The organism is Deinococcus indicus, from assembly GCF_002198095.1.
Lineage (GTDB): Bacteria > Deinococcota > Deinococci > Deinococcales > Deinococcaceae > Deinococcus > Deinococcus caeni.
This window is the reverse complement of sequence record NZ_NHMK01000020.1, coordinates 163,730-185,936: the sequence shown is the minus strand read 5'-3', so window position 1 is coordinate 185,936 and position 22,207 is coordinate 163,730. Positions and strand designations below refer to the sequence as shown.

Sequence of the window (22,207 nt, the reverse complement as noted above, 5' to 3'; positions counted from 1 at the left end):
CCCCACACACCCACGTGCAGGCCAGCATCCACCTCGCATTCGAGAACGGACCCACTCACACCGCTCCCCACAACCACACCAGCGCCAACCAGCGACGCTCCACCCATGGTGGACGAGGCACGCCGACTCCCCAGTTGGAGACGCCTCATCCAAGAAGCACCATACCCCCCCAACCACACGGAAAACCACGCCCCCAACAGCGGGACACCACATACCCCCACCAGACCAACGGCAGGAGGACCAGACTCATGACCCCTAACGACAGCACCCCGAAGAAAGCCGAAAATGCCCAGGTTCAGGCTGTGAGGAAGGAATTCACGCTGAGTGGCGATGAGCGGAACCTCGACTCCGGAACGTACGCGCTGAGCGGCCAGCACTCACAGGCACAAATGAACCAGGACGCCCGCCAGGTGCTGCAGCTGGTGCAGCGTAGGCCCGGCCGGCCCGCGAACTACTACGCGGTGAAGCTGAACCTGCCGCACGCCTACACCCGCAGGCTCCTGGTGCAGTTGGAGCAGCTGGGCGAACTGGACAGCAAGCGCGTGCGCGTGTACCGCGTGGCGTTACAGCGTCTTGGGCCAGCCGATGACCGCCAGGGCCACCCACACGATGACCAAGCGGGCGAACACCCAGCGGCGCGACGCCCACAGGGCCACCAGTCCGAAGAGGGCAGCCAGCTTCAACTGACCCAGGCCGAAATTTACCCATTGCCACTCGGACCCATCTGGCACGAACAGCCAATCCACGAGCACGGCGATCCCGTACACGAGCGTCAGGACGAAGTACCACTTGTTCTGCTGCACGGGCAGGCTCATTGCCCCTGTCCTATCACTGATGACCAAGGCGTGCACGCAGAAACGCCCGGGGAGACCCCGTGATGCGCTTCACCATCCCCGCATTGCCCTGCGCCCGCACGACCGCCGGGAAGATCGACCGGACCAAGCCACTGCGGCCGAAGTTGGTCGGGTACTACACGAAGGGCGCGCGGCCCAACTGGACGCGCATGAACGAGTACCACGCCTGGAAGGACCACGTCCGCGAGCACGCCCCCGCTGGGTTGCCACAGCCGGTGCAGGGGCGGCCGGTGCGGGTGGACATCTGGTGCTGGTTCGCGGACGGGACGCACAACGACCCGGAGAACGTCCGCAAGGGAATAGTCGATGCCCTGTACCCGAAGGGCGACAAGTTCGTGTTCGGGTACCACCACTTCCCGCAGTACGACGCGAGCAACCCCCGCGTGGAAGTGCAGGTCAGTGCGTGAACCGCCTAGAAACTCTGCCAGAAGATGCTCAGCACGCCGGCGGCAAGCAGGGCGCAGAGCCCCGACACCAACCCCAGTCGGAACTCTGTCGTACGGCCAGGATGATCCCGGATTCGAAACTCATCCGCCGTGGTGTCGAACGCACTTGGGATCCGTCGGGACGTAGTGGCGACCAGTGCGCCGATGCCAACGGCCAGGACCATGTACAGGGCAAGGCTGAGAATCAGCCAGGTAGGCCTCAGCGACAGGAGCACGCCGAGAATCGGCAAGAGGCAAACCGCACCGGCCAAGGCAGGAATCATGCGCCGCACGTTGATAGGGACTCTGGATTGCCTCATTGCCAAACCAGTACGACAGGCGAGCATAGGTGGTTCCTGTGACAGCCCAGCGCCGCCGCGCCAGCCCGCAGGCCCGTCAGGAAGTCACGCAGGCGCTGGGCAGCATCCGCCAGCAGCAACGGGACGCCCGGGCGTACGCGGAAGTCTGGTACCAGGCACTCCGGGCGTGGGAGACCAGCGAGACGGACAGGGTCAAGGTGCACTACGGACCCGCCAAGGCCAGCACCATGCGCGTCGTGGGCATCGGCAACTACAGCACCAGCGGGACCGGTCAGGGCGGCAGCTTCTGGGCCGGGGTGGAGATGGTGCACCTCCCGAACGGCTTGCACCGCAGCAACCTCGTGGGCAGCATGTGCAGCGCGGACCCGCTGCTGAGCGAGATTCACCGCGGGGCGGGCATCGCGAGCCTGCTGCATCACAGCGGGCAGGGAGGATGGGCGTACCCGCGTGACAGGGCGCAGGCCTACGCCACTGCTGTGCTGGATCTCGCTGTCGCGCTGGGGGATAAGCAGGCCAGGGTGCACGCACAAGCCCTTGCGTTTGCGCAATCGGCGCGTACAATATCTGTAGAGTCGCAGGATTGACCCAAAACCGTAACTGACACCGCCCTCCGGGGTGGTTTTTTGTTGCGCCTCGGGCCTGCCTCACCCGTACCGCTGGCCGCTCGAGGGTCACCGGACGGAGATCACCTCCACCCAGTCGTCACGCCTGACAGTGCGGGGCGTGGCGGCCGGGACGCGTCAGGGCCAGCAGAACGCGACAGGTGAATGCCTGCCGCGCCGGTGCAACTCCGGAAGCCCTGCCCAACACCCTGAATAGAATCCGGTGATCTGCAGCACACCCCCGTCGGGTGGGCCAGTCCATGTGAGGCAAGTGAGGCAAGATGGCGAAAAAGACATTGCTATACCCGACCTGTATGAAAAAGCCACTCGCTCTTCTGCCCCTCGCCGCTCTGGCCCTCGCTGCTTGCAACCCCCCTTCAACCCCCACCACCGACCCACTCACCTTGACTTTCACGGGGAGCGGCACGGTCAAAAACTACACGCCTGACACCGAATACACCCTGACCAGTGCCGACGACCTCAGCAAAGGCAAACTCGGCACGCTGAAAGCCGACAAGACGGTCACGGTGACCGTGACGCCCGATATGATCAGTAAGTTCGGGATGTACACAACTCAGGGCTTCTACGACGGCATGAAAGCGCTCAACTGTGATGTCTCCAAGCTCCAGATCGTTAACGTGGAATACGGACGCATCTCGGATCTGAACTTCACCACGACGGGCGGCACTAAGTCTTTCATCGAGATGTCCGTTCAGACGCCAAACGCTGACGGTACCGTCAAGATCAAGAAAACCACCTTCTCTTACTCCAAAGGCAACGGGTCAATCAAAGGCTCTGTGAGCTGCCCGGGAGGTTTCAGTGGCATCTACAACATGGTCATGAAGCCCGGCTGGAACGAGAGTGTCAGCTTCCACACGTACAACCCCGCAACGAAAACGGCTTCCCCGTACACCTACGACATCGTTTCGCAGAAGACGACGTACAGCGGTGACTGGAACGCCTTCTCTCGCTGAGCAATAAGACCCGGCCCCGCCCAGTGCGGGGCTTGCTCACGTCCACACCCTGAACGGCGACACGTTGGTGTCATTCTTCAATCAGCCAAAAGCGTGACGCGCGCCTGACGCCCACCGCGCTACCCTCACGTCACCCAACAACACAGACCCGCCCAGGTGAAGGCGGGAGGGCCGCCCCACCGCCGCGTGGGGCTTTTTCATGCCGCCTCTCATCCTGAGCGATCCGACACACAGTCCCCGCACGCCGCCCCGCACACTGAAAACCAGGTGAGGGACGCGCGGCACGGTGCTGGGCACACCCCTCAGCGTGCACTCCTGGAGGGACACATGAGTAACCGCAGCATCTCGAACTTCCTAACTGTCGTCGGCGCCGCGTCCATCATCGGATCGATCATCATCTGGGCCACCCACGGCGGCCAGGCGAAAGACGAAGCCAGCAAAGCGCACGGAGAGCGGTACGGCATCTTCGTGGGCCTCTGGGCACCGACGTTCTTCATTCTCGCCAACCGGTACAACACGGCCGCCCTGGAAGAAGGACAGTAAGTTCACCGTCCGAATGTTCAGCCCCGCTCCGGCGGGGCTTTTCCATGCCGCCTGGGAGGTGGTCCGCTGATGTCGAAGAAAGCGCAGCAGCGGGCCGCCCGGCGCGCCCGCCTGCTGAAGTTCGTTCAGTCCCCGCCGCCCCCGCCGGAACCCAGGCTCCGTGTGTTCCCACCTGTGCGGGAGCCGTTCTACCTGCCGGACCTGCTGGGCTTCACGCCCCAGTGCTGGCAGGGGAACGTCCCGGAGATGGGGGAAGTGCCGGTGATCAGGAGAGCTCCATCACGTTAGGTCTCTGTCTCGTACTTTCAGGCCTGAGTACCTTGGGTCTTTCGCTGGGCGGCCTTCTACTTTGGCTGCACTGCCCAGAGAATCCCGCTGGATAGAAATAGATATCAGGGCGGGTTTTTGCTCGCCACCATGACCGTACTTAGCGCGCAATTCTGCCTGGGAAACAGGTCCGCATCGACCCTTCAAACCGTTTCTGGTGGTCACGGAGGTGTCGAGATGCGATTTACGCCTTCTCTTTTTTGCCATGTTCAACCCTAACGCCTGCAGGCGATCACCGTGACCCAGATTGACGCACCGAACCGCACAGCTGAGGAGCTGGGTGTGGCCCTCAAGAGGGCATTGAACTCCGGAATACCTCCCGCATCGCATCAGGTGTACCCCGCAGGACCGCGTGGTACGACCCGGATGTGAGCAAGACCGCGGCGCGCGTCAACAGGTAGTACAGCGCCACGAGTACGCCTGAGCCCAACATCCACCAGTACCAGTCCGCGATCTCGTACTGCCCAATCGAGGGCCGCATGTCGGTCGTGGCCGTCAGGCCCAGCAGGAAGCACGCCACGGCCGCCCACAGGAATGCTGGGTGACGGACCTGCGTGTACGCCACGGCGTTCAGCTTGTTTACCGGCAACGCAATCCAGGAAGTGTTCGTCTCCAACAGGATCATGAACTCCTGCCGCGTAAAGCGGTACCCACTCCAGCCGTTGACGCTGACACCATTGACCACCGTATTCATGCCGTCATTCTGGCTGCCCGACCACGTCCGTCATGCCGCACATGCCCAGCTTCGCGCCACCCAGGGAGGTGACCCATGGCAACCCCGAAACGAGACAACCTCCGCGCCGCGCGGGCCCTGGTCGACGCCGCCCTCCAGGGAGACGCGCAAGCTTGCGCAAGCCACGGAATTGCGCTCAGGACACTGCAGAACTACCGCAAACTCCTGAACACCGACGAAGAGCTTGCGCGGTTCTACGCAGAGCTGTCCCGCACCGTCATCACCCAGAACTGGGCGAACGAACTCAACCTCACCCTGACCGTTGCCATCCGCAAGCAAGGCGAAATGATCCGCGGCATCGACGGCAGCAGCGCCGACACCATCAGCGCCGTCACCGGAGCCATCAAAGCCCTCAGTGAGATCGCCATCACCCGCGACGTCCTCAGGGCAGGGGAGGTGAACGATGCTGGAGATGGTGACGCGGATTAAGGCCACCCAGAAACGCGTCGCCCGCCTCACCCCGAAAGCACCCAGGACCCGCAGCGGCCTCACCCGCCGGCAATCCTGGCTCGCCACCGCCCGCCTCAACCAGTTGCCACCCGCCGGGGACTGGTTCGTGTGGTTGATTCTCGCGGGGCGGGGGTTTGGGAAGACCAGGACCGGCGCGGAAACCATCGCGCAGTGGGCGCGGGACACACCACGGGGCCGCTTCGCCCTGGTCGCGCAGACCGCAGCGGACGCCCGTGACGTGATGGTTGAGGGAGAGTCGGGCCTGCTGAGCGTGCTGGATGAAGCTGAGTTGCGCGGCGGATCCGTCGACACCTCCTGGAACCGCTCACTGGGGGAGCTGTACCTGAAGAACGGAGCGCGCTTCAAGTGCTACAGCAGCGAAACGCCCCGCAAACTCCGCGGCCCGCAGCATCACGGCGCGTGGGGGGATGAGCCCGCCACGTGGAACGACGCGGACCGGGGAACCGGGGAGGACACCACCTGGTCGAACCTGCTGTTCGGGTTGCGTCTCGGGCAGGATCCGCGCGTGGTGATGACGGGCACGCCCCGACCGAACCGCCTGATCCGCGAGCTGAAGAAAGACGACGGGACGGTCCTGACGGGCGGAAGTACCAGCGAGAACCTCGGGAACCTGTCCGAGACGTTCAGGCGGAACGTGATCCGGAAGTACGAGGGCACGCGCCTGGGCCGGCAGGAGTTGGACGGGGAACTCCTCGAGGACACACCTGGCGCGCTGTGGAAGTACGCGATGTTCAACCGTGAAGGCTTCCGCCTGACGTTCCAGGACCTGCCGGACCTCACCCGGATCGTAGTGGCGATCGATCCCCAGGCCAGCCAGAGCAGCGACAGTGCCGAGACCGGGATCATCGTCGCCGGGAAGGACGCCGCCGGGCGCGCGTACGTCCTGGGTGACCTGTCCGGGAACTTCAGTCCCAGCGAGTGGGCGCAGACCAGCATCGACGCGTACCACTACCACCGGGCCGACGCGATCGTCCCCGAGAAGAACAACGGCGGGGACATGGTCACGCACACCATCAGCACCGTGGACCGGCGCGTGCCCGTCAGGCCCGTCTGGGCCAGCCGGGGCAAACACACGCGGGCTGAGCCGATCAGCACGCTGTACGAGCAGGGTCTCGTGCATCACGTGGGTGTGTTCCCGGATCTGGAAGGGCAGATGACGACCTGGGTTCCGGGGGAGAAGTCCCCTGACCGGATGGACGCCCTCGTGTGGGCGTTGACCGAACTGATGCTCGAAGAAGAGATCGAACCAGTGCCAGAAGAGACCGGTGCGTACGGCTGGGCCGGCTGGACCGGCTAGAGGAGGTGAAGCATGAAGTACCTGACCCTGAACCTGCTCACCGCCAGCCTGGGCGAACTGCGCGACGCCGCCAGAAGCAGCCTGAACGCCACGGCGCAGCAGGCGCGGCACATGTACAGCGGGCATCACCTCGGCGCGCCGATCGGTGGCGGGGAGATGAACTTCGACTACTGGCGCGGCCCGATGGTGCGCGTCCCGGACGAGGGCACCGAAGCGGACAAACGCCGCGCGCAGGGCGTCGTGACGGAATTCCAGACGGCCCTGCGGCGGTCGTTTACGAGCACGAACGTCCTGCGGGAAGTGGTGCGCCGGGACGTGCACAGCAGCAGCGCCCGCATGAGCTGGACGCTGATGCAGCCCTCCAACCGCCCCGCCCCGGACGGCACCCGCACGGCACTGGAGCAGGAAGCCGACGCGCTGGCCAGCAGCTGGTGGAATGCCAGCACTGAACAGGCCATCCGGCGCGCCCTCACCTACGCGCGCCGGGAAGGGCGCGGCGTGCTGCGCTTCCGGATCGCCAGTGGACTCTTCCAGGCCAGCCAGGACGGGACGCTGCGGGTCAAGGGGAACGTCACGCCCACCGACATCGCCCGGTACGTCCGCCTCGAGTGCCTCGAGCACCCGGAGAACGCCCGCGTCTGGGAGGACCCGGACACCCTGAACCGCCGCGCCGTGTACGCCTACCAGGACTCCGCGCAGCGCGACTGCGTGGAAGTCAGCACCGTCGCCGACGACACGGGCCTCACGCACCTGCGCGTCCTGCGCGGCGACCAGCAGGAAGCCCAGGGCGTGGCCCTCGACCTGGGCGGACTCGTCCACTACCTGGAACTCGCCGCCGATCCCCTGATCACACCGCAGTTCCTGCAGAACCAGATGGCGTACAACACCACCAGCACGATGATCCTCCGGAACACCGAACTGGCCGGGTTCCTGGAACGCTACGGCATCAACGTCGAACCGCCCTATGAGGTCGTCCCGGACCCGGACCGGCCCGGGCAGACCCGCCGGGTGTATAGGGCGCCCCGCACCGGCGCCGGCAGCATGGTCCTCTGGCGGCAGGCCACGTACCGGAAAGCGGACGCGCAGGGGAAGTACCTCGGGGACGAACCACTCGGAAAAGCGGAGTACGGCCGCTTCGAACCCGTCAGCCCGGCCGCCCTGATCACCGCGGCCGAGCACAGCCAGCTGAACATGTACAGCGAGGCGGGGCAGGTCTTCGTGCTGATGGGAAAGGACGCCACGGCGTCCGGCCGGAGCCGCGAGGTGGCGCTCGCCGATTTCGGCACGGCCCGCGAGGACACCGTGACGCTCGCCCAGAACGCCGTGAAAGGCGTGATCAGCACGTTCCTCGCGCTGGTCGCCGCCCTGGCGAACCAGCCGCGCCGGTACGCGCAGCTGGACGTGCAGGGCACCGTCCGGCCCCGCGTCATCCCGCCCAGCCCCGAAGACCGCCGCGCCGACCGGGAGGACGTCGCGGCCGGCGTGATCAGCCGGGCCACGGCCCGGCAACGGCAGGACATCGACGATCCCGCCCAGGAAGACGCGCAGATCGAGAAGGAACGCTCCCTGAGCGCACCGGAGACCCGACCTTGAACTTCCACCACCGACCGCAGGACACGCAACTGGGGTGCCTGTACCTGAGCGTGCACGCCCTCACCGGGGACGCCACGCTGCTCGAGCACCTGCCTGACCCCAGTGCGCCCCGCTACTACGTGCGTCTCGCCGAGCGGGGCCTGATGGCCTTCACGCTCTTCTGTGCGGAGCCGCCCCTGCCCGGCACGCCCGCCGAGTTCTGGACGGGCCTGCGCGCCCGCTTCACGGCCAGCAACGCCACCGGCGAACGGCACGCGCCGCTGCTGGTCAGCATCCCCGGCGGCACGCCCGGCTGGCTGCACCAGGTGGCGCTGGCCATTCCCATCCACCCGGACGAGGACACCGTGCGCGTCAGTGACTCGAACTTCCCCACGCCCCTGGACTGCAACTGGACGGCGTTCCTGGGCAGCGAGTACGGCGAGGCGCACCGCGTGGAAATGCTCGCCCCGCTGACCCTGGACGCCTACCCCCCACCGGAGGAACCCCATGAAGAAGAACCTGCTCACCCTGACCGCCCTGCTGCTCGCCACTGCCGTCACCGTCCGGGGTGAAGGCGAGAACACCCCCGCCAGCGGCGGCGACGGCCGACTGTCCGAAGCCGAGTGGCGCGCCAAACTGGCCGGCGAACACGCCCAGACGTCCCACGCGGACCTCGTGAGCAAGCTCGCGGCCGCCAACCGGAAGATCGACACGCTGACCTCGAACCAGGTGCCGCAGGGCGGCCGCGCCCTCACCGTCGACGAGGCCAAGGCCTACGACGCCTTCCTGGCCCTGGGCACCCCGGACGAAGTGAAGACCAGACTCGATCAGGGCGCCAGGGACAGCACCGAACTGACCGACCTGCGCTTCAAGGACACCCTCCACACGGCCGCGCGCGACGCCGGCTACAAGCCCAAGGTCCTCGGGGACCGCGTCAAGGCGGACGGCCTGACCCTGCTGCCCAGCCGCGAGGTCGAACGTGACGGGAAGAAAGTGCAGGTCGCGTACGTCAAGGACGCCCAGGGCGCCGAGCACGAACTGGCCGCCTACGCCAAGCAGCACTGGGATGACTACCTCGTGGCCCTGCAGGCCGAAGGGACCAGCGGGAACGCCGGCGCCCCCTACGCCCGCCAGGACGCCGGCAGCGGGGCGGGCGGCAACGCGGGCGGCTCCGGCGGCAGCTGGCTGACGGACATCCTCAAGCCCGGCGAAGGAGGTGGCTACGTCGACCCGCTGCAACCCGCAGCGCCCAGGTAAGCCCCGCGGCCGACCGTTCGTCTTTCTCTCTCCGCTTCCCCGGAAAGGAACCCACCCCATGCGCAACCTGCTTCTGCCCCTGACGGCGCTGCTCCTCGGCAGCGCCGCCCTCATTCGCGGCGAGAAACGCACCCTCTCCACCCCCGCCTGGATCGCGGACTACCACAGCCTCGACCTGCACGGCCTGGGCGCCCCCATGAACTGGGCGGCCTTCACCGACGCGAAGTTCGGCGCTGCCGGCCGCCGCCTGATCCCCAGCGGCACGGCCGTCAGCCTCGCCGCCGGCAAGATCGTCCCCGCCGACGGCACGGCCGACACGCTGCTGCTGATGAGCGACGCCCGCGAGGACGCCACCAGCGACAGCATCAGCGGCTACGGCCTGGTCGTCGCCGGCAACGTGCACGAGGCCCTCCTCCCCGACAGCAGCGGCAGTCCCGCCGCGCTGCCCGCGCCCATCCGCGCGAAGGCCGCGCGCCTGTACCTGCAGTGAAGGCCGCTCCCTCTCGCCCCTCGACCCACCCAAGGAGTTCCATGACCCACCTGCACAAGACCGCCACGGGCGTCCGCACCCTGGCCGCCACGCTGCTGACCGGCGTGCTCGGCCCGCGCGGGGACGCGCTGACCGTCGGCGCCATCCTCAGCACCCTCACCCCGCAGGATTACTTCAACCTCGCCAACCAGCCCGTCCCGGAAAGCGAGTACGCGCTGCTGGCCGTGCTGCCCGAGGAACTGCGCGCCAGTTACGAAGCGAAGAGCGGCACCCTGAAAGTCATCACCACGCCCGCCGGCGAGACCGGCATGGACAGCCCGTACGCGCAGGTCGGCGGCATGGAGATCGACGCTTTTTCCAAACCGATCGCGAAGTGGACGGCCGAGACCACCATGACCGAACAGCAGCAGCGTGAGCTGCAGGCCATGGTCATCAACATCCGCGCCGGCGTGATCACCGGGAACGGCCTGGACTACATCCGGAAGTTCGTCGTGAACTGGCTGCAGAAAGTCATCCGTCAGGCCTTCACGGACCGCTACGAGCTGATGCGCGGCGAGGCCCTCACCACCGGTCAGCTGGCGCTGCGCGGCGGGACCATCGACTACAACGTGCCCGCCGCGAACCGGTTCGCCACGCGCACCGGCAACGACGCGTACGGCGGCAGCAGCAGCCGCTTCTGGACGGACATGCGCGCCGCGGACGCCATCCTCGGCACGACCCGCACCCGGATCATGTCCATGAACACCCTGCACCAGATCATCGACAGCGCCGGCAGTCCCGTGGCCGTCACCAGCGAGCAGACCAGCGCCGGCGGGAACATCAAGATCGTCACGATGCGCCGCCTGATCGGCCCGAACCAGACGCTCAGCACCGACCAGCGCGACGGGTACACCCTCGTCGGGTACCGCCGCACCGTGAAGATCAAGGTGGGCCGCACCTACGCCGATCAGCAGGTGCTGCCGGACGGGAAGATCGCCGTGATCGGCGGGAACGACGTGATGGTCACCATGACGGACGGCAGCGTCGTGACCCGCCCCGGCCTGGGCCGCACGCACATCGGCCCCACCGTGGAAGGCGACGGCCGGCCCGGCATCTGGCTGAACGCGTACACCCCGCAGAGCCGCCCCATGCACGCCATCGCGCAGGGCGCCAGCAACGGCCTGACGATCTTCGACGCGCCCGAACGCCTGGTGATCCTGACCACGGCCATGACCTGAGCCCTGGCCAGCCCATCCCCGTCCAGCGAGTGACCTGAACCGGGTCACTCGCGTTCCATTCCACCCACGAGGTACCTCATGCGCATGATCACAGTGAAGCGGATGCCGCAGACCATCCGCCTGGACGGCCGGACGTACGGCCCCAGCGAGACCCCCATCGACGTGCCCGAAGAACTGGCCCGCACCCTGGGCCTGACCCCGGCCGAAGGGGCGGTCCTGTCGGACGCCAGCGAGGACGAACTGACCGAGGCGCTGAGCGAGGCGCAGGACTCGGCCCGGCGCTACCAGAACCGCCTGATGGGCATCGAGCAACTGCTGCGCCCCGCCCAGCAGGACGAGAGCAGCCCGGAGGAAGTCATCGGGCGACTGCTGCGCGAGATCGAGGAAGCCAGGACGGAACCCTCCCTGTTCGAGAGGACCGTCACCGAGGAAGCCAAGCGTCTGCTGGCCCCGCTGCGCCAGGGCGAGGAGACGCTCACGCAGGTGCTGGCCCGGGTCGTGCAGGAACGCAGCGAACTCGACACGCTCCGCCGGCAGACCCTGCTCCCCGCCGACGCGCTCGACCGGCTGAAGAAGGTGGACGGCATCGGCGACAAGCTCGCGCAGAAAGCCCTCGACGCCCTCACGGCGCAGGCGTAACCCGTGCCGCTGACCGACACGCAACTCGACCGCGTGAAGTTCCTGGTGCAGGACGACGCATGGGTCGTCTGGGAGGCCCTGATCCCTGCGGCGGAACGCACCGCGAACCTCAACCAGGCGCTGGAAGTGCACGGCGACCTGCGCCTCGTGGCCGGGTACGTCCTGGACCGCGTGGCTGCGCGGGCGGGTCAGCTGGCCGCTCAGGCGCTGGAAGAGGCTGCGGCGGTCAGCGCGGTCAAGGTCGGGCGCATCGAGGCGAAGCTGAACGGCGAGGCGGCGGGTCAGGCGGACCGCCACCGGGCGGCCGCGTGGAGCGAGCGGGCCCGCGCGCTGAAAGCCGACGTTCACCGTGAGGCGCAGGCGCGAGTCCAGGGGGGCAGCGTGTCGCTCAATGTGGACGTGAGGTTCTGATGCTCACGACCGCCCGATTGCAGAACGTCACCCGCCCGGTGCTGGACCGGATCTACCCAGGCCTCGGGCAGCGGGTCCAGGTGTTCCGCGCACAGGTGCGGCCCGCTGATCCTGGGGCGCTCCCCCCACCGGAGCTGGACGAGTCCGGCATGCCGGTCACGCCGCCGGTGGTGACCCCGTCCCCCGGCGTGGTGGGTCCCGGAACGCCTCTGGGCGAGTACCCGTGCGTCGCGTTCCAGTTGGACGCCAGGGATAAGGCCGAGCTGGGCGCGGACACGGCCCTTCCGCTGTGGGAGGTGTACGTCCACTGGAGCGCGCCCCTGCACGAGCCGGGCCTGCTGCTGCTCGTGTCGGGCGGCGAGTTGCCCGGACCGCTGGCACTGGCCCCGGTCGGTGACGTGGTAGACGAAGGCACCCAGCGGGTTGCGTGGGTTCTCACAGCCCGCGCCACCGAAGGCCGCAGCGCATGACCACGCTGAAACTTCACCCGGACGCGCGCGAGCGCCTGCGCCGGCACCTGCACCCCGCGCTGGAAGTCGTGGCGAACACCACGCTCGTCTTCCTGCAGGAGAAGCTGAACCAGCCCGGCAGCGGCCTTCACCATCCTGGCCTGCCGCACCCCAGCAGCAACCCCGGCGAGTACCCGGCCAGGCAGAGCGGGGCGCTGCTCGCCTGCCTGGGCGCCGCCCAGCTCACCGATGGCTCCTGGGTCGTGGGCGCACTGAACAGCGTGGCCTCCGTTCCCGTCGAAGCCTGGGCACTGGAATTCCCGGAGCCCCCCACCTCACCGGTCAACCGCGCCACCCCATACGGCGCCCGCCCCTGGCTCTCCAAGGCGCACGGGGACCCGGAACTGCACGCCCGGATCCGCGCGGCCCTGACCACCCTGCAGTGAACTCCACCCTCCGGAGGTGACCCGACCTGACCATCGATCAACTTCTCGCGCAGCTGGGCGTGGCACTGGCCCGCGACGACACCGGCGCCGTGGCCAGCCACCTGGTGCCCACCCCGCTCCCGCCGACCGGCACGGTCTACGCCGTGACCAGCGACACCGGCGACACCCTGGTCCGCCAGTTGCACGGTGCCCAGGAGCGGCAGCGGCTGGTGCTCGTGATGCTCTACGGCGCCGCACCCACCGCCGCCGGGAAGGGGCAACTCGACCTGCTCCTCGCGCACCTCAAGCGCCGCGCCGGGGAGATCGACCGGCACCCCACCCTCAAGCTCCGCCGCGGCGGGGCCATTCCCGCCGACGGGATGCCCACCCGCTTCGACGCCGCGACCCGCACGCACTACGCGGGCCAGCGGTTCGCCCTCACGTACGTGCAGCGCACGTAAAGGAGCCCCACCATGGCTGAACTGCCTACCACCCTGCCCGCAGACAAGACGCCCAACGTGTACAGCGGCACCAGGCTCGTCACGTACCTGCTGGCCGTCGGCGCGAGCACCATCATCCCGGCCACCACCCTGACCAACGCAGCCGCCGTCGCCGCGAACGCCACCACCATGACCATCAGCGCCCCCAGCAACGTGGACCTGCCCAGCGGCACCGTGCTGACCTTCGGCACCACCCAGGTCACCACCACCGCCGCCGCCACCGTCACGAACGCCGGCACGGCCGTCGCCATCCAGGCGGCGCCCGCCGCCGTCCCCATCAACACCACCGCTACGTACACCAACCTGCTCGAAGTGCCGATCGCCGAGGAAAGCAACCCCACCCTGGCCGACCAGGAGGAGACCATCAACGTGCACGGCCGCATCACGCCCATCCGCGTGGTGAACGGCAAGGACATGACCGCCACGATCCGCACGCTGGGCGGCATCGACGATCCGGTCGTCAAGCGCCTGATCACGCGCGGCATGAGCATCAGCCCGAACAACCGCGAGCGGGTCATCTGGGTGTACCCCGACGGCTTCGCGCTGCTCGCCACCGTGAACATCGGCGCGCCCACCCGGCAGGCCGCCGCCGGTAACAGCCAGCGGGTGCAGGTCAGCGCGAACCTGTCCGGCGGTCTGTTCTGGGCGAACCTGAATGACCCCACGCCCACCTGGCAGGCCGTGAACGGCAACTGAACCACTGAAGGGAGGTGAGCCATGCAAGAACCGCTGATCGTGCTGGGGGAACGTGGCCGCCTCCCCCAGCTGGCCCTGCTGGGCTGCACCGTCCACGAGGACCGCATCGAGGCGAAAGGCTTCATCCTGTACGCCCCGCTGAACCGCGCCCGGACCCTCGCCCGCCTGCACCAGACCGCCGGGCAGTGGGGCGTCCCGCGCGGCGCGCTGCTGGCCCGCGCACCCCGCCTCACGGACCCCCAGGTCAGCCTGCACGCCGGCCTGACCCTGCCCATCACCCGAAGGGGACGCTGATGGACTTCGAACAACAACAAGAGAAACATATTGCCCGTGTCGCCGCGCCAGAAGCGGCTCTGGGGGAACCGAACCCCGACTATGTCGACGCATTCGGCCCGCTACTGGTGCCCTATCTCGCTCCCAGCTGGCGGGAACTGGGCCTCGTGCGCAGCCTGGGCCAGCTGGAACTGGACACGCAGGCGCAGGTGATCTACACCCTGCTCGCGCGCCGCCTGCCGGACCTGACCCTCGACGACTTCCTCGACTTGACCGCCCCGGAGCATTTCAGCCCGTGGTGGCAGGCCACCCGCGCGCCCATCCCGCCGGACCAGGAGGGAGGCGATAACGGCCCCCCTTCGACTGGGCGGGTGCCCTCGCGGCTCTCGCCCTGGCGTGCCCGGCTGTCCGGTGGATCGACGCGCCCCTCGACCGCGTCCAGCATGCCCTCGCCACCCTGACCGCCACGGAACAGCGGCAGTGGCAGCGGCAGGTCTGGGCGGGTGCGATTGCCTGGGGTGCGGAAGCCCCGAAAGACCTGAACGCGCGGATCCTCCCGGACTTCACCGACCGCACCCGCCCTGCTGCGCCGCGCGCCGTGCCCTACCCGGTGCCGCGCGATGTGGCCGCCGGACTGAGCGAGGCCATGAAAGCCGGCCTGCTGCACGGCCCGGTATGGACGTCCTGGCCCGCCGCGCGCGACGGCCGCCCGCTCATTCAGGTGTGGGAGCGCATTGCGCTGGCTGAAGATAGCCTATGATCCTCGTTCACATAGCAGATAAGATTCGGTTTTGCAACATTGAATGTGCTTCCGCCCAGGATGGAAAACCATATTCTGGTCTTCGTTCCACAACATAGGAGGTTCACTATGAAGAGAGTGCTGCGCACCATCTTGTCCGTCTGTGTCATCGCTGCTACTGCCTTCGTGGCTACAGGGAACTTAGCGAGTGCAGATCTGTGCCAACCGACTTATCCGCCCGTTTACTGGGACGGATATCCCTGCTCTTAAGGTGTTGCACGACTCTGTTCTGAACCGTCGTTGAGACTTTTAACTCTCGCATCAATGAAGCCGCCCCTGGTATCGGGGGCGGTTTTTCATTCCCGTTTCAGGAGGTGATCTCACATGACGAACCCCACCAGCCTCGGCGACCTCACGCTGTCGCCGACCCTTGACGATTCCCGCTTCTGGGCGGACTTCAATCAACTGATCCAGCAGGTTGAGCGCGAGCAGGGCGTGAAGCTTCGCATCGACGACCGCGCCGCCCTCTCCGCCACGGACCGGGTCAAAAAGGATATTGAGGCGCTGGGCACCCTCACGGGTAAGCAGGCCGACGAACAGGTGCGGAATGCCCGCGTTCTCGGGGCCCAGTATCAGGCGAGCGCGAAGGCCATCAAGGAACAGAACGCCGCTGCCATCGCCTCCTACCGTAGTCAGACGGCTGCCAGTCGTGCTGAGGCTGTGGCTGCCCAGGAACGCACCGCCCGGATCCGGGAACAGCAGGCCCAGCTGAGCCTCACCACCCGCCTCGCGCAGCAGGCAGCGCGGGAAGAGAAAGTCCGCTCGCAGGTCAGCATCACTGCCCTCTCAAACGAGATGGTCGCCTACCGGAACATGTGGCAGGCACGGCAGATCAGCGATCAGCAACTGATTGAGGCGCAGCGGCGCATTCACAGTCAGGCGATCTTGCAGGCACAGGCTGTGGACAGGACTACCGACGCCTACCGCCGGTTGACGCAGGTAGCTGCCGGTGCTCAGCGTTCCATTGACCGGGCCGAAGGTATCAACTCAAGGGGTGGCCTTGCAGACGGCGTCACGCAGGGCATCCAGGCAGCCCTGGGCCAGTTCGGCGTGGGCGGTGACCTCCTGGCGGGCTTCGTGCAGCTCATCGCAGCGAAACGCGCGGCCGCCGTGAACACCGCAGAGGGACTCGGGTCGGACACCATGGCCGGCCTGATCCGCGGCATGAAGTCCGATCAGGCGCAGGTGAAACGCACGGCCGAGGAGACCGCCGAGGGCATCGAGGCGGCCATCCGCCAGGAACTCGACATTCACAGCCCCAGCCGCGTCATGGAGTACCTCGGGCAGATGGTCGGGGACGGGTTCGCGTCCGGCATCCGCAGTCGCTGGGCGGACGCCCGCCGGGCCGCTGCGGGCCTGAGTGACGCGGCGCAGAGCGGCGTGAACACCAACGTCCTCCCGGCCGGCCTGTCCCTCGGCGGGCGCGTCCTGGGCAGCGCGGCCGGCGGCGCTCTGGACGCCGGGAAGGTCAGCTCTACCAGCGCCGCGCTCGACGGCCTGAACAAGCAGTTGCAGGAGAACGCCGTCGCGAGTGCCGCTGCCGCCACGGCGGGCGCCGCTACCGAAGTGGCGACTGAGGCCCTGGGCGGGGCTGTCGAGGGCGCCGCTGAACACATCCAGTCCTTCACGGACGCCCGGAACGAACAGGACGCCGCACAGCGCGAGGCCGCCCTGAACGACGCGAAAACGGCACTCGCCTTCACGGCAGTCGCAGCCGCTGCCACGGCCGCCGCGGCGGCCATGATCGTGAACTACAACGCCGCCCGGGATTACCAGACGGCCATGCTCGCGGCCCAGGCGACCACTGAAGCGACCGCCAGCCAGATGCGCGCCCTGGACGAAGTGGCGCGCAGTAACGAGCTCGCCCAGCTCGGCATCGACGGGATCAAAGCGGCGGCCGCTGTCGAGGAACTCGGGAGTCAGGGCCTCAACACCACGCAGATCATCGGGGGGGGATTGACGGTCGCGCTGACCCTCGCGAAGGCCGTGAACACTGACGTCGCCACCTCGGCCGCCGTGGCCGCCGCGTCCACCAAGGCGTTCGGGCTGGAAGCGAAAGACCTGGCGCGCGTCGGGGACGTCGTCACGAACGCCGTGAACGGCACGTCCGTCAAGATCGACAGCTTCAGTGACGCCATCGCCGCCGGTGGCAGTCAGGCGCGGGCAAGCGGAGTGGACTTCGCGACGTTCACGGCCGTGATCAGCCTCCTGACCGACAAGGCCCTCGGCGCGAGTGACGCCGGCACGGCCTTCAAGACGTTCCTGATGGCCCTCACGCCGAACTCCGCCGCCGCGAAAGCCGAGATGAAACGCCTGAACCTCGAGTTCTTCGACGCGCAGGGGAACATGAAAAGCATGGGTGAGATTGCGGGGCTGCTGCAGCGCGCCTTCGCGAAACTCACGCCTGAGCAGCGGCTGCTGTCCTCCGAGATCATGTTCGGCAGTGACGGTCAGCGCGTGTACAACGCTCTGGTGGAAGCCGGCACGGACGGCCTGAATCAGCGGGTGTCCGTCCTGGACCGCGCGGGCAAGATGACGGACGCCGCCACCCGCAAACTCGAAGGGGCGGCCGGCGCGCAGGAGCAGTTCAACGCGTCCCTGAAGAACTTCCAGATTCAGGCCGGGCAGTCGTTCCTGCCGGCCGCTTCGAAGATGCTCGACTGGTCCTCGTCGTTCCTGCAGAACCTGACGAGCATCTCCCGCGAGTACGGCAAGCTCCTGAGCGGTCAGGCGGCGTTCGGCGCGCAGACGTACGACCTGCCCAGCTGGCTCGCGCAGACCGGGCTGAAGCAGGCGGACCTCACGGCGAGCGAGGTGCAGCGCGCACAGGCCCTCCTGACGCAGATGCAGCAGGCCGCGAACCTCAGCGCGAAGAACGCCGAGCAGTGGCGCAAACTGCACCTCGAAGGGAAGGCGCGGGCCGTGGAACTCGACGGTCTGCGCCAGATCGGGCAGATGGGCGTCGCCCTGACCGCCCTTCAGCGGGCGATCGCGGCGCGGGTCACCCCGGCCGGGCAGGACCTCGGGAACTTCCGGGATCTGAACAGCATCCTCCGGGGTCTGGGCGTCAGCGGGTTCGGGCTCAGCGCGGACTACGCCGGGCACACCGGGAAGGACGTCCGGACTCCCGAGGGGACGCCACTGCGGGCGGATCAGACGGTGCGGGTCACGTCGGGGTTCGAGAAGGGCGGGTACGGTCAGTACCTGAAACTCACGGACCGGGACGGGTACCAGATGATCCTGGCGCACCTGAAAACCATCGACAAGGCCATCCTCGATCAGATCAAGCAGCGGGGGTTCGCCGTGGCGAAAGCCGGGGATCTGCTCGGCACGACCGGCGGGGCGCGGGGTGCGTGGTACAGCCAGAACAGCACCGGACCGCACCTGCACGTGGAGGTGCGTGACCCGCAGGGCCGCGTGCAGAACCTCGACCGGTTCCGGCTCGGGAACGCCGCGCCGGTCACCCGCCCGGACCTGACCGTCCCGGCAGGCCCGACCGTCAAGTCGAACGAGGCCCTGATCGCCGAGGCCCGCCGGATCCTGGGCCGCATTGAGCAGACCAGCAAGGCGGGTGACCTGACCGGGACCGTGAAGGCAGAAGCGGAGCTGGAGAGGTTCACGAACAGCAGCGAACGCGCGGCCGCCGCCGTGAAGTACGTGCAGGCGCAGGTGAAGACCGCCGACAAGACCGTCTCGCAGTACGGGCAGACGTTCGACCGGCTCAAAGGGCAACTGGACGTGGCGCAGTCCCTGCGGGACATGGGCGGCGCGGCGGACGCCTACCTCAAGAGCCTGGACGCCGTGACGCGGGGCGCGCGGGAAGCAGCGGACGCCGAGAAACGCCGCAACGGCGAGACGGACAAGTACCGTCAACTGCTGTCCCTGAGCGGGGACGCCGCGAAGAAAGCGCAGGCGGAACGCGAACGGGCCAGCCGGGAAGCCGACGCGGACCGCAAGGAGAACGAACGCCGGGAGAAGGAAGCCCAGGACCGACTCGCCCGGATCAACAGCCTGTCCCGACAGGGGAAGATTGAGGCGGCCCGGCTGGAACTCACCGAGCTGGAACGCATGCGCGAGAACGACCTGCGCGCGGCCGGGCAGAGCGCCGCTCAGCGCCTGGCGGTGGAGAAGCGTTACGCGGACCGCATCTACGCTGCCCGCAAGAGCGTTCTCGACCGGGAGAAAGCGGACCGGGACGCCGCCATCCGCAACAACCGGGACCTGACGCCTGCCCTGCGCCAGGAGCAACTGACGCTGAGTGACCGGACGTACCAGGAGGCACTGGCGGACGCTGGGGACACCCGGAGTCAGCGGCCAGCTGACGCGCTGGACGCGCAGCGCCGGGCGGTACGGTCCCTGCGGGACGAGTACGCCGGACTGGCGGGCGGCATGCGCGAGAAGATCGAGGCGGGACAGGTGGAAGCGGCGGACCTGCAGGCCTACCTCGAAGGTCTCGAGAAACTCACGCGCGCGGCGGGGGAGGCGGGTCTCGCGCAGGACCGGTACGTGCAGGACGCGCGGCAGTCCGCGGAGGCGATTTACCAGCAGGGCATTGACGCGCAGGTGGCTGCCGGCGCCTTCACGGACGTGACGGACAGCTTCGACCGGGCCGGACGTGCCGGTCAGGCATTCACCGTGACCCTCGAAGACGCGCTGGCCCTGCTGCCGGCCGGTGAGGACGCGACGGCCGCGTACATGAAGGTCCTCGAGGAACTCGCCGCTGAAGGGAAGGTCGCTGCTGAGACGGTCACGGCGGTGAAGCAGGCCGTGGCGGACCGGGCGGTGATCTGGCAACTGGAGGCGGAGGAGATCTCGCGCGTCACCGAGGAAAGCCTCGCCGCCGCTGATGGTCTCGCGGAACTCGGGGATACCGAAGGGGCGATTGGCGTGCTGTCGGGCACGATGGACGGCCTGTACGATCGCCTCGAGCAGGGTCAGGATGTCGCGGACGCGATCTCGCTGGTCACGGATCGCCTGAACGAACTGGGGGCCGCGCTGAACCTCGGGGACGAATTCAACTCCTTCGTCGCCGGGCTGAGCGGCACGGTGGACGAGCAGATCGGTCAGGTGGTGGACCGCCTCGAGGAGGTCACCGATCCGGCCATGCGGGCCAAGTTGCAGGGGCTGCTGAAGGATCTGCGGGCCGACCTGCCGAAGTACGCCGATCCGTACGCGGCCGGGTACCTGCCCGGCAGCACCGGGTTCGTGTCGACCGGGGACGCCCCAGATCTGAAGGAGGTGGCGAGCGCCCGTGACCTGGGGACGCTGCTGAACGAAACCACCGACCCCGCCCAGGTGCAGGCGCTGATGGGGGAGGTGGCGGACCTGCTGGCCAGTGAGATCGGTCAGCGCCTGCCGGCCAGTGTCCGCACCAGCCTGGAGGAGGGCGTGCAGGGCGCGCAGGGGTACCTGGACGCCCTGAGTCAGATCACGGAAGACGGCGTGGTGGACGGCTGGGAACGCGGTGCGAAAGGCGCATTTGCTACCCCCCTGCCGGAGAACCGCTTCGTGGAACTCACCGATCAGCTGTACGCCCTGCGTGATTCCCTGGGTGACCCGATGCAGGAGAACGCGATCACGGAAGGCCTGCAGGCCGCCCGCGCGGCCGGGGAACTCACCGAGTCGCAGTTGCAGAGCCTGCTCGAACTGATCCGCCTGATCAAGGGGGAAGTCACCCCGGACCTGGGACTGGTGGGGCAGCAGGAAGGCGCGTACGACGACCTCGTCACCCGCGCCGGGGACATCGATCAGGGCGTGGCGGTCGGGAAGACCGACCGGGTGGAAGCAGCCCGGCAGATGCGGGCCCTGGCCACCGAGGCGGACCGCTACGCGCAGGCGGCCGAGGCAGCCGGGAACGCGGAGCTGGCCGCGCAGTTCCGGCAGGCGGCCGGCGCGGCCCGTGAGGCGGCCGGCGCGATCGGCACGCTGATGGACGTGCAGGAGTACGCCGGTCACGTGCAGGATCTCGCCGGGGCGTTCAGCGGGCTGGCGGAAGCCACCGGGAACGAGGATCTGGCCGCGAACCTGAACGGCCTGGGCAACCTGGCCGGGAAGGTCGCGGCGCTCGCGGGGGACATCGCGCGGATCGTGGCGAATCCCGCCGACGTGGGCGCCTGGGTGGGTGCCATCACGAAGATCGTGTCCGGGATCGGGGAGGCGCTGAACGGGCACCGGAAGGCGTACGCGGAAGCAGAACGCCTCCGGAACGACTTCAATAAGCGCTTCACCCTGATCAACGGCGATGATTTCGCGAAGACGACCGTCCGCAGCCGCGGCTGGCTGGCCGACACCTTCGGCGGCGGCCCCGAGGTCAAGCAGGTCGTGGACGACTTCGGTCTGAAGATCGCGCAGACCATCGAGGGCGGCGTGCTGGGCGGCATCAAGAACGGCCTGAAGCAGGCCCTGACCACCGGGGACTGGACGGACTTCAGCAACACCTTCCGGGAATCTGCGTACAGCGGGGTGGTGGACGGGTTGATCGAGGCGGTCTTCAACGACGCCCTGAAAGACATCCTGGCCCCTGGCATCAAGGCCCTGACCGACGCTGCGAAGACGCCCGGCGCGGATGATGACGCGGCGGCCGTGGCGGCCTTCGAAGCCGGAGTCAGGCAGGCCGAGCAGTTCCTGACGCAGACCGGGCAGGCGCTGCAACCCAGTCTGGACCGCCTGCGCGGGAACCTGGGCGTCACACTGTCCGGCAACACCGGCGGGGTGGACACGACCGGCCTGAGCACCCTGCCCGAACCCATTCAGTTCGCGCTGGCCACCCCGCTGCTTGACGGGGTGCGGGGCCTGAAGGAAGCGGGGGAGATCCTCAAGGAAGGGGCCGTGATCATCCGCGACACCTTCAAGGGCGGCGTGAAGGTCACGGTGCAGCAGGGGAGCAGCAGTTACACGAGCACGACCGGCGCGCTGGTCTGAGAGGAGGTGATT

General features: G+C 67.8%; 25 protein-coding genes. 22 read left to right on the top strand and 3 right to left on the bottom strand.

The features are described from left to right. Positions 1-563 precede the first annotated feature (563 nt). Positions 564-815, bottom strand: coding sequence for a hypothetical protein (locus CBQ26_RS22220; protein WP_088249201.1), 252 nt, complete (start codon positions 813-815; stop codon positions 564-566). Between the two features lie 62 nt (positions 816-877). Between CBQ26_RS22220 and CBQ26_RS13775 the strand changes: the two genes are divergently transcribed. Further along, positions 878-1,261: a RusA family crossover junction endodeoxyribonuclease gene (locus CBQ26_RS13775; protein WP_143342124.1), complete on the top strand. Its 384-nt coding sequence runs from the start codon at positions 878-880 to the stop codon at positions 1,259-1,261. Between the two features lie 5 nt (positions 1,262-1,266). On the opposite strand, the gene CBQ26_RS13770 is transcribed toward CBQ26_RS13775, so the two are convergent. Further along, entirely contained in the window at positions 1,267-1,563 is a 297-nt protein-coding gene (locus CBQ26_RS13770; protein ID WP_143342123.1) for a hypothetical protein, read from the bottom strand. Positions 1,564-1,637: 74 nt separating this feature from the next. Here CBQ26_RS13770 and CBQ26_RS13765 point away from each other — a divergent pair, with 74 nt between their 5' ends. From CBQ26_RS13765 to CBQ26_RS21405, 4 genes are all read left to right on the top strand, one after another. Further along, positions 1,638-2,183, top strand: coding sequence for a hypothetical protein (locus tag CBQ26_RS13765; RefSeq protein WP_088249198.1), 546 nt, complete (start codon positions 1,638-1,640; stop codon positions 2,181-2,183). 332 nt (positions 2,184-2,515) lie between these two features. Beyond that, on the top strand, positions 2,516-3,175 hold the full coding sequence (locus CBQ26_RS13760) for a hypothetical protein (RefSeq protein WP_143342122.1): 660 nt from the start codon (positions 2,516-2,518) through the stop codon (positions 3,173-3,175). Positions 3,176-3,502: 327 nt separating this feature from the next. Further along, the gene (locus CBQ26_RS13755; RefSeq protein WP_088249196.1) at positions 3,503-3,718 is read left to right on the top strand and encodes a hypothetical protein; all 216 of its coding nucleotides are present in this window, start codon (positions 3,503-3,505) and stop codon (positions 3,716-3,718) included. Positions 3,719-3,787: 69 nt separating this feature from the next. After that, positions 3,788-4,006, top strand: a complete 219-nt coding sequence (locus CBQ26_RS21405; protein WP_143342121.1) for a hypothetical protein — start codon at positions 3,788-3,790, stop codon at positions 4,004-4,006. 328 nt (positions 4,007-4,334) lie between these two features. Here CBQ26_RS21405 and CBQ26_RS13750 read toward each other — a convergent pair whose 3' ends face one another. Then, positions 4,335-4,739 carry a hypothetical protein gene (locus CBQ26_RS13750; protein WP_088249195.1) on the bottom strand — a complete coding sequence of 135 codons (405 nt, stop codon included), beginning with the start codon at positions 4,737-4,739 and terminating at the stop codon, positions 4,335-4,337. Between the two features lie 75 nt (positions 4,740-4,814). On the opposite strand from CBQ26_RS13750, the gene CBQ26_RS13745 reads away from it, so the two are divergent. From CBQ26_RS13745 to CBQ26_RS22865, 17 genes are all read left to right on the top strand, one after another. Continuing rightward, entirely contained in the window at positions 4,815-5,207 is a 393-nt protein-coding gene (locus tag CBQ26_RS13745) for a hypothetical protein (RefSeq protein WP_088249194.1), read from the top strand. Further along, positions 5,191-6,546, top strand: a complete 1,356-nt coding sequence (locus CBQ26_RS13740) for a terminase large subunit domain-containing protein (RefSeq protein ID WP_088249193.1) — start codon at positions 5,191-5,193, stop codon at positions 6,544-6,546. Before CBQ26_RS13745 ends, CBQ26_RS13740 begins: the two co-directional genes overlap by 17 nt. A 12-nt stretch (positions 6,547-6,558) precedes the next feature. Beyond that, entirely contained in the window at positions 6,559-8,139 is a 1,581-nt protein-coding gene (locus tag CBQ26_RS13735) for a hypothetical protein (protein ID WP_088249192.1), read from the top strand. Next, entirely contained in the window at positions 8,136-8,690 is a 555-nt protein-coding gene (locus tag CBQ26_RS13730; RefSeq protein WP_088249191.1) for a hypothetical protein, read from the top strand. Before CBQ26_RS13735 ends, CBQ26_RS13730 begins: the two co-directional genes overlap by 4 nt. Continuing rightward, positions 8,626-9,375 (top strand): hypothetical protein, encoded by a 750-nt coding sequence (locus CBQ26_RS13725; RefSeq protein WP_088249190.1) that lies wholly within the window; start codon positions 8,626-8,628, stop codon positions 9,373-9,375. Before CBQ26_RS13730 ends, CBQ26_RS13725 begins: the two co-directional genes overlap by 65 nt. A gap of 58 nt (positions 9,376-9,433) precedes the next feature. Beyond that, on the top strand, positions 9,434-9,865 hold the full coding sequence (locus CBQ26_RS13720; protein ID WP_088249189.1) for a hypothetical protein: 432 nt from the start codon (positions 9,434-9,436) through the stop codon (positions 9,863-9,865). A 41-nt stretch (positions 9,866-9,906) separates the two neighbouring features. Beyond that, on the top strand, positions 9,907-11,082 hold the full coding sequence (locus CBQ26_RS13715) for a major capsid protein (RefSeq protein WP_088249188.1): 1,176 nt from the start codon (positions 9,907-9,909) through the stop codon (positions 11,080-11,082). A gap of 102 nt (positions 11,083-11,184) precedes the next feature. Next, positions 11,185-11,721, top strand: coding sequence for a hypothetical protein (locus CBQ26_RS13710; RefSeq protein WP_143342120.1), 537 nt, complete (start codon positions 11,185-11,187; stop codon positions 11,719-11,721). Between the two features lie 3 nt (positions 11,722-11,724). After that, positions 11,725-12,132, top strand: coding sequence for a hypothetical protein (locus CBQ26_RS13705; RefSeq protein ID WP_088249186.1), 408 nt, complete (start codon positions 11,725-11,727; stop codon positions 12,130-12,132). Further along, complete coding sequence (locus tag CBQ26_RS13700; protein ID WP_088249185.1) at positions 12,132-12,602, top strand: hypothetical protein; 471 nt, start codon at positions 12,132-12,134, stop codon at positions 12,600-12,602. The genes CBQ26_RS13705 and CBQ26_RS13700 overlap by 1 nt, the downstream gene beginning before the upstream one ends. Further along, positions 12,599-13,027 carry a hypothetical protein gene (locus CBQ26_RS13695; RefSeq protein WP_088249184.1) on the top strand — a complete coding sequence of 143 codons (429 nt, stop codon included), beginning with the start codon at positions 12,599-12,601 and terminating at the stop codon, positions 13,025-13,027. Before CBQ26_RS13700 ends, CBQ26_RS13695 begins: the two co-directional genes overlap by 4 nt. Before the next feature lie 59 nt (positions 13,028-13,086). Then, on the top strand, positions 13,087-13,467 hold the full coding sequence (locus tag CBQ26_RS13690) for a hypothetical protein (protein WP_216360366.1): 381 nt from the start codon (positions 13,087-13,089) through the stop codon (positions 13,465-13,467). Between the two features lie 12 nt (positions 13,468-13,479). Further along, entirely contained in the window at positions 13,480-14,202 is a 723-nt protein-coding gene (locus CBQ26_RS13685) for a hypothetical protein (RefSeq protein WP_088249182.1), read from the top strand. 21 nt (positions 14,203-14,223) lie between these two features. Beyond that, positions 14,224-14,496 carry a hypothetical protein gene (locus CBQ26_RS13680; protein WP_088249181.1) on the top strand — a complete coding sequence of 91 codons (273 nt, stop codon included), beginning with the start codon at positions 14,224-14,226 and terminating at the stop codon, positions 14,494-14,496. Beyond that, positions 14,496-14,936, top strand: a complete 441-nt coding sequence (locus CBQ26_RS13675; protein WP_088249180.1) for a hypothetical protein — start codon at positions 14,496-14,498, stop codon at positions 14,934-14,936. The genes CBQ26_RS13680 and CBQ26_RS13675 overlap by 1 nt, the downstream gene beginning before the upstream one ends. A 149-nt stretch (positions 14,937-15,085) precedes the next feature. After that, positions 15,086-15,235, top strand: a complete 150-nt coding sequence (locus CBQ26_RS22565; RefSeq protein WP_244898045.1) for a hypothetical protein — start codon at positions 15,086-15,088, stop codon at positions 15,233-15,235. A 363-nt stretch (positions 15,236-15,598) separates the two neighbouring features. Then, positions 15,599-22,195: a phage tail tape measure protein gene (locus CBQ26_RS22865; protein ID WP_088249178.1), complete on the top strand. Its 6,597-nt coding sequence runs from the start codon at positions 15,599-15,601 to the stop codon at positions 22,193-22,195. Positions 22,196-22,207: the final 12 nt, after the last annotated feature.